Annotated in this window: 11 protein-coding genes; 1 reads left to right on the forward strand and 10 read right to left on the reverse strand. The window is 58.9% G+C overall.

The features are described 5' to 3' along the window. Window positions 1–172: 172 nt before the first annotated feature. The 10 genes from M9Q49_RS28500 to M9Q49_RS28545 all read right to left on the reverse strand — a co-directional run bounded on the left by M9Q49_RS28500 (window position 173) and on the right by M9Q49_RS28545 (window position 10,802). Entirely contained in the window at window positions 173–607 is a 435-nt protein-coding gene (locus tag M9Q49_RS28500) for a hypothetical protein (protein WP_254512702.1), read from the reverse strand. Between the two features lie 12 nt (window positions 608–619). Beyond that, window positions 620–1,687 carry a DUF1559 family PulG-like putative transporter gene (locus tag M9Q49_RS28505; protein ID WP_254512703.1) on the reverse strand — a complete coding sequence of 356 codons (1,068 nt, stop codon included), beginning with the start codon at window positions 1,685–1,687 and terminating at the stop codon, window positions 620–622. Between the two features lie 150 nt (window positions 1,688–1,837). Beyond that, entirely contained in the window at window positions 1,838–2,656 is an 819-nt protein-coding gene (locus M9Q49_RS28510; protein ID WP_254512704.1) for a tetratricopeptide repeat protein, read from the reverse strand. A gap of 1 nt (window position 2,657) precedes the next feature. Next, on the reverse strand, window positions 2,658–3,236 hold the full coding sequence (locus M9Q49_RS28515; protein ID WP_254512705.1) for a hypothetical protein: 579 nt from the start codon (window positions 3,234–3,236) through the stop codon (window positions 2,658–2,660). Between the two features lie 3 nt (window positions 3,237–3,239). After that, the gene (locus M9Q49_RS28520; protein ID WP_254512706.1) at window positions 3,240–4,856 is read right to left on the reverse strand and encodes a type II and III secretion system protein family protein; all 1,617 of its coding nucleotides are present in this window, start codon (window positions 4,854–4,856) and stop codon (window positions 3,240–3,242) included. A 193-nt stretch (window positions 4,857–5,049) separates the two neighbouring features. After that, window positions 5,050–6,006, reverse strand: a complete 957-nt coding sequence (locus M9Q49_RS28525; RefSeq protein WP_254512707.1) for a type II secretion system F family protein — start codon at window positions 6,004–6,006, stop codon at window positions 5,050–5,052. Window positions 6,007–6,009: 3 nt separating this feature from the next. Continuing rightward, on the reverse strand, window positions 6,010–6,831 hold the full coding sequence (locus M9Q49_RS28530) for a type II secretion system F family protein (protein ID WP_254512708.1): 822 nt from the start codon (window positions 6,829–6,831) through the stop codon (window positions 6,010–6,012). Next, entirely contained in the window at window positions 6,828–8,168 is a 1,341-nt protein-coding gene (locus M9Q49_RS28535; protein ID WP_254512709.1) for a CpaF family protein, read from the reverse strand. Before M9Q49_RS28535 ends, M9Q49_RS28530 begins: the two co-directional genes overlap by 4 nt. Window positions 8,169–8,174: 6 nt before the next feature. Beyond that, window positions 8,175–9,179: a Flp pilus assembly protein CpaB gene (gene cpaB, locus M9Q49_RS28540; RefSeq protein ID WP_254512710.1), complete on the reverse strand. Its 1,005-nt coding sequence runs from the start codon at window positions 9,177–9,179 to the stop codon at window positions 8,175–8,177. A 1,113-nt stretch (window positions 9,180–10,292) separates the two neighbouring features. Next, the gene (locus M9Q49_RS28545) at window positions 10,293–10,802 is read right to left on the reverse strand and encodes an A24 family peptidase (RefSeq protein WP_254512711.1); all 510 of its coding nucleotides are present in this window, start codon (window positions 10,800–10,802) and stop codon (window positions 10,293–10,295) included. Window positions 10,803–10,979: 177 nt separating this feature from the next. Between M9Q49_RS28545 and M9Q49_RS28550 the strand changes: the two genes are divergently transcribed. Beyond that, window positions 10,980–11,543, forward strand: a complete 564-nt coding sequence (locus M9Q49_RS28550; RefSeq protein ID WP_254512712.1) for a hypothetical protein — start codon at window positions 10,980–10,982, stop codon at window positions 11,541–11,543. Window positions 11,544–11,546 lie beyond the last annotated feature (3 nt).

Here is an 11,546-nt window from a genome sequence, read left to right on the forward strand (position 1 = left end):
CGCAAATCTACGGTTTTTTGAGCAATATCTATGACGCAAATTATTTCGTACTCTTCACTACTTGCGCGATATTCACTCACGTACCGAGGCGTAGTTTCTGATGCACGTTTGATGAAGACGTACATCTCTCCAGATGCGCGGAGTAGTTTTGTCCAGCCAGTCGGGTGGCTGATCAGCGCGCTTGAGGTTGCAGAGTCAGGCTCTGTTCGCCCGGCTTTACTTCGATAACCAGGGGCGTCGTCAGCACTGCGGAATGGAGTGGCGAGAAGCGCTGCACGATTCCCCGCCCTGTTTCGGACTTAGACAGCCGCAGATCCTGCAACACCACGCGATGCTTGCCGACGATCGCGCCTTCTTTCACGCCGCTGTCGAGAGCGCAAGCCAGGGTGAAGTTCCCCTCGGCATCGGTTTCACCAACGGAAGACGGCCCCTGCGTTCCCGCCGCGGCGTCGGGATGAAATTCAATGCGAATGTCTTCCGCCGTGTGGCCCGGAATCGTCAATTTGCCGGCAATTTTGCCGAATTGCGGCCCGGGCGCGCACCCGGCCGAACAAGCGACGAGCCAGGCAATCGCCAGCGCGGCGCCGAATTGTGAAGATGATTTCACGGCCAGATTGCCTTAATCAAGAGTCACGGTTTCGCCACCGGCGCGTGTCGAAACGGCGGCCAAGATTTGCAGCGAGATCGAGTCCCGCACAAAGCGAATCGATCCATCCGACAGCGCGAAGTTAGAGCCGCCGCCGGCGTGGTTACTGCCCCAGGCGTTGAACCGCCGATCCTGATTTTGAATGTTCGGCGTGGTAGCCGCCGTCGGACTGAGCTTGCGCACCGTCGTATTAATCGCGACCGCCGACGAACCAAAGAGCATGGCCGAACCTTTTCTGCCGCCTGCCCAGGCCCAGGCCGAAACCTGGTACATCTTGAAGCCGCTGTTCTCTCCCGTCCATTGATCGAAATCGGCGTCCTTGTGGTTCTTTTCGCCCAGCATCAGGGTATTGCTCGTGCCATCGGTAATTTCAGAAATGCGAAGGGGCGGCAGACTCTGATGGTTCTCGGCGAGCGCGTGCAGATTACCCCCTGGCACTCTCAATTCCGTTCCCGGTCCGGTCATGAACAATACGCCATCGGGACGAATCGGAAACGTCGAGAAGCTCGTGTGATAGCCACCCGTGCCGTAATTTCCCGCGTAACTGGTCCCCGAGTAGTAACCGCCGTAGGGATTGCCGCTAGCTGTTTGACTAGGGCTGAAAGCCTCGCCCGTACCTGGCAACATGAACGGATTTTCGCGAAAGATATCGGACGGGCAGACGTGAACTTTGATCTTGGTCGCGGCTCGCGAGGAACCGACCGTCAGGCTCACGTTATTCACCGAGTTGGTGAAATCCCATTTGTCATACAGCGGCTGCTGTTCGATGAACGGCAGGATGGCGACGAAGAAAGTCGAGCGCGCCGTTGTCGCGCCGCTGCGCAGTTCCAAGCCCAGAGGAAACGTTTTGTACGTCCCTTCATGATTGTGAATGCCGAGCGCCAACTGCTTTAGATGATTCTGGCATTGAATCCGCCGCGCCGCTTCTCGCGCCGCCTGAACGGCTGGCAGCAGCAGTGCGACCAGTACGCCAATGATGGCAATGACGACGAGCAACTCTACCAGCGTAAACGCTCGTCGCTCCGCAACTTGACGATCCATCGCGACCACTCCCACAGCTCGTTGGCGATTGGAAACTTTGTTTCACAGACGCCACGAACATAGGGACGCATGGTTAAGAAACGGCAAGTTCTCTACGAAGAAGGGATCACGATTGCGTGAACACAAGCCCAGCCGTCACGCGGTCCTGGGCTACTTGGAGGCAGAATTGTTCGCTGAATCAGGCATCGCAACCGGTGCTGGCGTTGCCGAAATCGCGTGGAAGCTAGCCGCAGCCTCTCCCGACAGATTGTCACTCTTCACCGCTTGCGGCGTGCCGACGGTTCGCAGCAGCGTCCGTGGCTCTTCACCAGGCATGCCAGCTGCAACTTGCAGCAGCGCTTCGGCCGCAATCTTCAAATTCGGATTCTCGACGAGTGCCTGCCGGTAGTGCTTTTGTGCTTCGGCAAGTTTCATTTGCTGAGCAAACACAAAGCCCAGATTGCAGTGAGCTTCGGCCGGCGAGTTCGTCGCTCGCAAAAAGATGGCGAAGGCTTCGTCATAACGGTCTTGATAACCGATCGCGAGGCCCAGGTTTGTCCAGGCAGCGGCGAAGCTGGGTCTCAGCTCCGTTGCCTGGCGAAAATCTTTTTCTGCCGCGGCGTAGTCTCCTTCGAGTAGCAATAGATAGCCGCGGTCGTTGCTGAGCTCTGGCGAGTTTGTGAGTCGGGCCGCTTCATCAAAGTATTTTCTGGCTTCCTCGCGGTGATTGTCACGAACGCAAACAACGGCCAGGCGATGGAGCGCCTCGGCGTTTTTGGGCGAGTCTTGCAAGATCTTTTCGTAGATGGCGCGAGCCTGATCGTTTTCGCCGCGGCGCTCGCACAGGCGCGCCATGGCGAGCTTGCTTTCGAGCGGTTTTTTCGGGGTGGTTTCATCCCGCAGCAAGTCAGTGACTTCGCCGGGCCGAACCGTCGCGCAGCCGGAAGCAATCGCCAGAATCAACAGAATCGTAGTGCAGGAGCGGAGCATCTTAAAAAGTTCCTCCACCGCCAAAGCCACCGAACCCGCCGCCAAAGTTGCCATTGGTTCGGCCGTTTTGCAGGCCGCGCAAGTAGGCGGCTTCCGCTTCTTGCGAAGTGGCCGATTCGCTGAACGCCGGCGCGACGACCACGCGCTCTTCAGCGTCCTGAGCGCCCATCAGACGTAGAGCGGCCACGACCACGGCGCGACGTTGGTTGTCGAGTGCAGGGCTGGGATGAACCGGATACTGATACTCGCTGGCAATCGGCGAACTCATCGACCGCTCGATCACCACCGGAAACGGCACGCCTTCTTGCATGCGCGCCGCGATCTGCTTGACGTGATCTTCGCCCCCGAGGTTGAGCTTCGCCGAGCCCTTTTGAAATTCGTGCACATAGATCACAAACTTCGCCGCCTCGGCATTGACCTCTTGGTCCTTCCAGATCGAGTCGGAGATCTGTCCCAGGCCAGGCACGCGCTGAGTAGAGTGGGGCGCGAGCGCCCACTCATTGTTGCTGCAGCCTGCAACGGCCACAAAACAAAGGCCGCTCAAGCAGGCGCGATTTAGCCAGGTTTTTCGAATGTTCATGGGTTACTCCGATAATCCATGAGGACTGGCGAGAAAGTATTTTTGCGACGCAGTCCGCGATTGCTGTTGGGCTTGCTTCGCGCCGACACGAACAGCGGTTCGCTGCGCGGGCAAGACTGTACTACGGTGATCTTCATCGGGGCGACCTTCGGTCAAACCGCGCAGATAGAACGCAGCAGTGGTCGGCTCTTTCACTTCCATGCCGGGCAATAGCGGCGGTGGGCAATCGGCATCGAGCGGATGAACCAACTGCGGGCTGACGAGAATCAGCAATTCGGTTTCATCTCGCTTCACCTGGTTCTTGCCAAAGATCACGTGACCGCCGGGTAGATCGCCGAGGAAAGGCACGCGCTGCCGGCTGCCGTTTTGCTGATCGAGAACCAAACCCGCGATGGCTAGCCATTGTCCCTCGCGCATGTCGACCGTAGTGAAGACCGACCGCGTGTTAAGCCCCGGAATGCCGTTCACCGCGTTGTCGTTGTTGAGCGAACTAAACGTCGGCGCGACTTGCAGGCGAATCCGATCTTTATCGAGCACGGTCGGCGTGAATCGCAACTGCGTGCCGAAGCCTTGAAACGACGTCGATGTTCCTTGAGCGCCATTCACACCCACGATCGTGGGCACGGCGAATTGACCGCCGGCGATAAAACTCGCGGTGCGACCACTGAGTGTGACGAGGTTCGGTTCAGCGAGCACTTTGGAATAGGAGTTGGTCGAGAGAGCACGCAGCAGCAACTCGATCTCGCCATTGTCGAGCAATGCGAATAAGTTCCCCGCATTGCCCAGCGTGCTGGAGAACAAAAAGTTCTGACTGGCAACTTGAAAATCGAGACCCAATTCACGCAGCGCCGATCGGCTGAGCTCGGCGACGCGAACCTTCAGCAGCACTTGCTGTTCGCCAGGCACCCGCAACAAGCTGATGATGTTCGTTGCCGGCAGAGGATCGCTCCCCGGATGCGGATCGGCGGCCTGACCTTGTTGGACCGCGAGATTCGCACTCGCGCCGATCTGGCTGAGGGTCGCGGCGTTCTTCCGCAACAGGTTCATAATGTTCGACGCTTCTTCGGCATCGCGGGCCTGGCCGCGAACGATCAGTTTGTCGGCGACAGCTACCAACTCGATGCTACTGTTCGGAAACATTTCGTTGATCATCGTCTCCAACTCGCGATACTCGAGCAGGCGACGGCGATCGATGGTTGTGTCGCGGCCAACTTTCACTCGGTAACGCAGAATCTGCACGCCGCCGGGACGATCGGCATCGGTGAACCAGAAAGTCAGGTCGGTGGTTCCTTCCTTGACGCCGATGATTTCGATTTCGTTCGGGTTGAGTTGCAGCACGTCGGCAATCGTTTGATTGACGATCGAGCTGCGAGCAACTGGCAGTCGTGTGCGGATCAGTTTGGAATGGCCTGGCTCAACATCGAGCGAGAGTTCCGTTTCGAGCACTTCGCCAATGAGGTTCCGCTGCCGCTCCAGCGTCTCGGGTCGCGCCGGAATTGGCAGCGGCTGAGCGCGAGGAGGTTGGGCCAAAGCCGATCCAGCAAACAGTGCGACAGCCAGACTCAACGAGTTGGCAATCAAACGGCTCGGCAGGTGTGCTGGATGAATTCGTGTTGACATAGTCCGGGCTCCGCTCCGAAAACAGACGGCCGGTGAAATATCACTTTCGCTGCGGACTGGCAATGCGATTCGGCAACAGTCGCGGGTTGCATCATTACGGAATATGCATTTTTCCGCGGGAAATTGGCGTTTTTGCGTCAGCCTTGCCCAGCTGCGCGCACAAGATTCATCCAAACTTCACATTCACTGCCGCCTAGCGCCCAGCCGGTAAATCGCTGACGCTGTCGATCTTCGCCTTTCGTTCCAGCAGTCCGCCGGCGCGATTTTCTTCCTCGCGAAACCGCTGCAAATCGAGCAGCGGCGGTGCTAGCAGCACGATGTAAGTTGCTGGCGCGAGACAAAGCACCGTTGGAAACAGCATCTGAATCGCAACACGATTCGAACGAGATTGCAGACGTTGCATGCGCTGCAAGCGGAGCGTGTCGGCGTAATTTCGTAGCGTGGTTGCAATGCTCACACCAGTCCGCTCGGCCTGACTGATGAGTGCGGCGAGGCCGGAGACTTCGTCGAGTTCGACTCGCTCGGCCCAGCGCTCGAAAGCGAGCTCGAGCGTGGCCGCTGCTGCTTGTCGCCGTACGATTCGCAGTTGTGTGGCCAGCACGGGATAAGTCGTCGTGAGCTCATCACAGGCCCGCGCGAGCGCGGGGTGAATCGACAAGCCGCCGCTCAGTCCCATCACGATCATCTCGAGAGCATCGGGCAACCCCAACACGGTTTGATCCGCGGCCTGATCACCACGCCAATTCAAATAGACACGCGGCAATGAATAGGCGAGCAACAGTGCGATACCACCGACGAGCAGAACTCGCAGCGCGAGCGAGTCATCTTCCGCAACGACAACCAGCCAAGCGCCAACCGACAAGATCACGCCGATCACCAGCGCGTTACGGAGAGCGAGAAAGCTGTCGTACGCCTGCGGATGCAAGTAGCCGCAGCGCTGCAAATCGCGCCGAGCTTTGTAGGGGAGCAGATCGGGCAAGACCCGCGCTAAGAGCCAAGTAGCGCTGCCGAAGATGCCCGGACCTGGTTCTTCATGAGCTTCGTCGGCCGCGTTCGGCCGCGCGCGAAACATCCAGGCAATCGCGAGGAACATCGCGGCGAGCGAAAGACCGATCAAGCCGGCAGCGATGGTTTCGCTGGAAGTGTCCATCGCTCAAACCTCCGTCTGCGAGAGGTAGCTGAGCCAGACAATGCCGATCAGTTCCAAGACCACGGCCAAGCCGAGCGCGAACTGGCCGGTGGGGTCGTTCAGCAGCCTGTCGACGAACTGCCCGGTGTACCAGTAATAGGCAAAGATCGCCGGCGGCGCGATGGCCAGGCAAATGGCGGCAAACCTCGCGGTCGAACTAGCCGCCTGCGATTGTCGCCGATAATCGAGTCGCTGCTGCGCGACCAAAGCGAGACGTCGCAGCGCTGCGACCAGATCACCGCCCGTTTGACTATGCATGGCGAGCGCGCTGAGCGTCATCTGCAATTCGAGCGACTGATGACGCGCGCCGAGATCGCGAAGTGCCTCGTCCACGGGCAATCCCAAGTCGAGCAGATCCGCACTTCGGCGAACATCGGCCGCAAACGAACCACTCAGCTTTGGCAGGCTCGACCGCAACGCATGAGCCAGGCCCTGTCCGACCGACAGCGAACGAGCAAGCATCTCGATCCACCGCGGCAGAATGCCGAGCGTTTGCTGACGGCGAATGCTCGCCAGGATGAAGCCGCCCAGCGTGACGACAATTGCAACCACAGCCGCGACTACGGCGGCAACGAGTTCATTCTCGTAAATGACAAAGCACAAGCCACCAGCCAGCAAACTACTGCCGACGATCGCAATCATCGCGGCCGGTGCAGAAAGCGGAAGTCCCGATTCGCGTACTTGAAAGAAAAGCCAGCGATCAAGACGCGCCTGCCAGTCTGCGCCGGTCGGCGGCTGGATTGCTTCGCCGACGATATGCGGGCGGGCTGCAGCATCGTGGCTCATACACTCACCTGCTCGGCTCGCGCCGCATGGCGCGCGGACTCAGTGCTCCAGCGCTGCGGCGCAAAGTCGGCATCGCTCAAATCAACGCCCGCCGCGCGAATGCGTTCGATGCACCGAGGCACATAGCCGGTCGCGTAGAATTCGCCCTGGGCAACGCCTTGTGCATCAGTGCCCGTTTGCTTGAAACCGAAGATCTCTGCGAGCTGATACTCGCCCTCTTTCAGGCCGGTGATTTCCGCGATTCTAGTCACCCGCCGCACGCCGCCTTTAAGACGAGACAGCTGCACGATGAGCTTGATTCCCGCGGCAACATACTGACGCATGACCGGCACTGAAAAATTGAAGCCCGTCATGCCGAGCATGATTTCGAGCCGCGAAAGGGCATCGCCCACATCGTTGGCATGGATCGTCGTCAGCGAACCTTCGTGGCCTGTGTTCATCGCTTGCAGCATATCCATCGCTTCCACGCCGCGCACTTCACCGACGAGAATGCGATCGGGCCGCATCCGCAAGCTGTTGCGAACCAGGTCGCGAATTGTCACGGCGCCGAGTCCCTCGGCAGAGTTCGGTCGGGCTTCGAGCGCCACAACGTGCTCGTGCTTCAACTGCAACTCAGCCGCGTCTTCGATGGTCACCAGTCGTTCGCCGGCGGGAATGTATGCCGAGAGTGCATTGAGCAACGTCGTTTTGCCGCTGCCCGTGCCGCCTGAAATGAGAAAGCTGATCCGCGCTTCAATGGCAGCCGCGAGAAAGTTCACCATCGGCGGCAAGAGCGAGTTCTTCTGCACGAGGTTCTGAATCGTAAGGGGCTGCGCTCCGAAGCGGCGAATGGAAAGCGTCGGACCGCGCAGGGCAAGCGGCGGAACAACGGCATGCACGCGCGAACCATCAGGCAATCGCGCATCGACCATCGGACTCGATTCATCAATGCGGCGACCGACGCGACTCGCAACGCGTTGAATGATCCGCAGCAGGTGCCGTTCGTCGGCGAATTCGATCTCGGTGCGACTAAGCACGCCCAATCGTTCCACGAAAACTTCGCGCGGATGATTCACCAGAATGTCGCTGATCTCGGCGTCGTGCAGCAGCGGCTCGAGTGGCCCCAAGCCGACAATTTCTGCTACCACTGCGGCGACAGTTGTCTCTTGTTCTTCGGCCGATAGTTGTGGATACCGGCGACGGCAAAGGGCTTCGGCCGGAGTGCGGAGCTCGGCTCGCAGTTGCTCCGGATTCGATTCATCAAGGCCGCGCCATTCGAGCGACTGCACTAGTTGCCCGTGCAGTTGTTGCACGCGGGCGAGACGCTCGCGCGTGGTAGCTTGTGCTGAAGCGTTCATAGGTCACTAGCTGACACGATTCATTCGCGGCGGATTCGCATTGTTGCGCGGAGCAGGTGGGGCAGGATCAGCCGGCGGGGCATTTGCGGGCGGCAGTTGCGGAACGACAGGCGGTGGAACAACCGCTGGCGGGTTTCCTTGATCGGCTTGCACGCCACCGGTCGGTTTGAACGTCAATGTTTGCCGCTGACCGTGACGATAGACTTCGGCGACAAACGGCGGAGGAGGAGGCGCGGGAGGCGGCGGCTCGGGCGGAATTCGCAGAAGTTGCGACAATGTTAGATCAGGATTGAGCGCGTCGACTTCGGCATCGCTGCTGCCGCGAAGGGCGAGGGTCAAGTCGCCATGCCCTTCGGCGACTTTCAGAATCGTGGCTTGGTGCGGCGAAACAGCGAGCGTCACGGCTTGCGCTTCGCTCTTAGGATCGATGCCGCCCTGAATGCCGGGCGTGGCGTTGTTGCCGATGGCGAGGATCTTCACCCGCTCCATTAGCGTGCGCGTGACTTCGGGAATGCGCTGTTCCGGATTCGCCTTGGCGCGAAAAATTACATCGACCACCGAGCCGGGCATGGCCTGCGCGGGGAACGAACTGTCGCCGAGCACATTCACCGTCACCGCTCGCAAACCGGGCTCGATGAGCTCGGAAATATCAGGGCCCGTTCCCTCAGGGTAGAACGAATCGGGCTCGAAGGGATCACCCTTTTTGAGTTGCTTCTTCAACGTTCGCCCGACGATCTGTTTGCCATCGGCCAGCATTACGGCGGGCCACTTGCGGGCCACGTACTGTGCTTGCGAATAGCGAACGTTCATGAAGTCGCCGGAGTGAATCACTCGCCCCGGCGGCAAGTCGACCGAAGCCATGATCACCAGATACACCGGCTCTTTCGGCTTGGCGACGATCGGCGGCGGCGCGGGTTTTTGCAAGCTTTTGCGCACGAAGTACGCAGCTCCCAAGCCGATCACGCCGGCAAAGAAGAGGAGCAGCAACGTGCCTGGTGAGATCTGCCTCAAGGGGCAATTCCAATCAGAAAAACAGCGAGCAACGCGAGAGGAACGGCCATTGTGAAACGAGGTAATTTGATGTCAAGGATTACTAGAATGCTCTTAACTTAATCCGCGAGTAATCTTCACAAACGAAGCCGGCCATCTCGCCCTTATCACCGCCGCAGCGAGGTTCGAAAATCGGCGTGCATGGTGAAATAACCCCCACCATGCGGGCGCAAAACCATCGAAATCCTCGGTAATGGCACAGGTCAGGCTCGGATTGATTCACACGGACCCTGTTTTGCGCAAGCGGAAGAAACGTCGCCATTAGCGAACAGTTGCCGCATAGGTCGGCGGTATTTTTGCACTAATTTATCAACGTCAATCGAGCACTTCATTCTAAGAGGATCAATGACAACTCAGGTCTGGAGTGCTCAGGAAGTAAGAGCTTTTGTGGCAACCATTCGCGCGGGAACGGCTGTACCCGCTTCTTCCCTCGCTTACGCGTCGGGCTACCTTTACCTCGCTGCGCTCGGCATGTGATTCGTTGCGCAGCAACGAAAAGGTAGCCCGACGCGTGAGCGAGGGGTGACATGGTCGCCTTTGTTGTTAGCCGTTCGCGCTGGCGCTGATTTCGGGAGGGCGAGGCTCCTGCCGAGCCGCGCCGGTCGAAAGCAGTCGCCAACGGCCTTCGCAATTCCACCTCGGCGGCTCGGCGGGAGCCTCGCCCTCCCGTCGCTCGCCGCGACAGCGTCGCTGGCGTGAATGGCTACCTTTGTTGCAAAGCGTTGACCGAAGTTGTCATCACATTCGCGTTTAATTGGCGAGTGTTCTTTCTCAATTAGGTTGATGTTGTTTGAAAACGAAGGTCGTCTCTGCGCTACCGGTGCGCGCTGAGAGCAGCCGATCTATGTCGAAAGGAGCCTGGTTGTGGAAGCAATCGATTCGCACGCGAACAAACGGCGATGGTTATAAAGAGGTTATAGGCCTGGACTGATTTCACCGCGTAATTTTTTCGCAAGGCGTTGACTGCCAAGACGTTGCCATAATCGCGTAAAATTTTATAACCTGTTATATATTCCACCGCACGGATTCGTGACTGATATGGTGTCGAATAATTTTCGACGGCGTGAACAGTTGCTAAGAAGATCGGCCGATGAGAAGCAGGTGCGCAAGCCGCAGCACGATGGCGAGTGTCGCCGGCAGAGCATACGGAACGGTATGTGACAGCAGGTTTGTCTTCCCTTCGCTGCCGACGGTGGTGGCCGTCGCGGTTATGAATAAGCGACCGATCAGCAAGCAGGTCATGCACACGAGCATCAATACCGCCGAGGCGACGATCACTACGAAGGTGTGATACGGCCCCAGCCACACGCCGACCGCGGCCATGAATTTCACATCGCCGCCGGCGCTGCTGCGGCAGAGCCAGAGGAGCAGAAAAATACCGAAGCCGACGCCGAAGCCGGACAAGGCGTCGAGCAAGCCCGGAAAAAACTCAGTGCTGCCGCGGAAGACCACGCCGGCGAGGAGCAAGGGCAGTGTGAGCCAATTGGGAATCTTGCGGTCACGCAAATCGGTGCTCACCGCAATGCAACCCGCCAGGATGCAGACGATAAAGCGAAGCAAGAATAGCCAGGGAAGATCGGGCATGGTGCAGTCGTGGGATAGCGGCCGAGGCAGCATTGCTGGCAGTAGCAAGACTGGCAAGGGCTGCGGCGAGCTCTGCTGCCAAGAACATCAATTTTTCACAATTGGTTGCGATTTGCGCAGTCGATACTTTCGAAGAGGCGCGAACCTGCTCTGAGTCTGTTGTGGGAACTTGCAATCATGAACCACCGAATTTGCCATTGCTGCTGGCTGCCGCTGTTCGGTGGATTGCTCGCTGGTTCGCTGTTCGCGCAAGACACAACCAGCAGTCGGTGGATTGCGGAAGCACCAGCGAAATCGCCATTTCGCGAACGCGAGATTCCTAAAGTCGAAGCCTTCGATCGGCTGCGAGCTCTTGCCGAGCGGGATTCGCTAGCGGCGGGCAATCCAACGCACTATCCGGTGAAACCAGTGGCGCTGGTGACTGCCCAGCAGCCAGTTGCACCGCCAGCGACCTTGCCACAGACCGTGGTTCAACCGACGCAAACCTGCTGCGAAGCCGATGCGCAAATTCCTGCCCGGCAATGGCGGCAGGCCGCCCGTCAGGAGCAATGGACTGCAGCCCGCGAGATGTATCCGCATCACGCCTATCAAGCGCCATACGGCGGGGCGTACTATTTTCGCCCCTATCAGGCCCAGCACATCGGCCGCCAAGCGGAAATCATCGGCAACTGGGGCGGCGATCGCGCGAACCCCTACGACAACCGATTCCTGCAGGCCATCTACGCCCAGCCCGCGCAGTAAATC

It is taken from the genome of Anatilimnocola floriformis (genome assembly GCF_024256385.1).
Lineage (GTDB): Bacteria > Planctomycetota > Planctomycetia > Pirellulales > Pirellulaceae > Anatilimnocola > Anatilimnocola floriformis.

Bases quoted from the DNA above. Each gene is read 5' to 3' on its own strand.
- M9Q49_RS28515 (WP_254512705.1), bottom strand. From the start codon at position 3,236: ATGAACATTCGAAAAACCTGGCTAAATCGCGCCTGCTTGAGCGGCCTT.
- M9Q49_RS28505 (WP_254512703.1), bottom strand. From the start codon at position 1,687: ATGGATCGTCAAGTTGCGGAGCGACGAGCGTTTACGCTGGTAGAGTTG.
- M9Q49_RS28545 (WP_254512711.1), bottom strand. From the start codon at position 10,802: ATGCCCGATCTTCCCTGGCTATTCTTGCTTCGCTTTATCGTCTGCATC.
- M9Q49_RS28550 (WP_254512712.1), top strand. From the start codon at position 10,980: ATGAACCACCGAATTTGCCATTGCTGCTGGCTGCCGCTGTTCGGTGGA.
- M9Q49_RS28510 (WP_254512704.1), bottom strand. From the start codon at position 2,656: ATGCTCCGCTCCTGCACTACGATTCTGTTGATTCTGGCGATTGCTTCC.
- M9Q49_RS28520 (WP_254512706.1), bottom strand. From the start codon at position 4,856: ATGTCAACACGAATTCATCCAGCACACCTGCCGAGCCGTTTGATTGCC.
- M9Q49_RS28535 (WP_254512709.1), bottom strand. From the start codon at position 8,168: ATGAACGCTTCAGCACAAGCTACCACGCGCGAGCGTCTCGCCCGCGTG.
- M9Q49_RS28525 (WP_254512707.1), bottom strand. From the start codon at position 6,006: ATGGACACTTCCAGCGAAACCATCGCTGCCGGCTTGATCGGTCTTTCG.
- M9Q49_RS28530 (WP_254512708.1), bottom strand. From the start codon at position 6,831: ATGAGCCACGATGCTGCAGCCCGCCCGCATATCGTCGGCGAAGCAATC.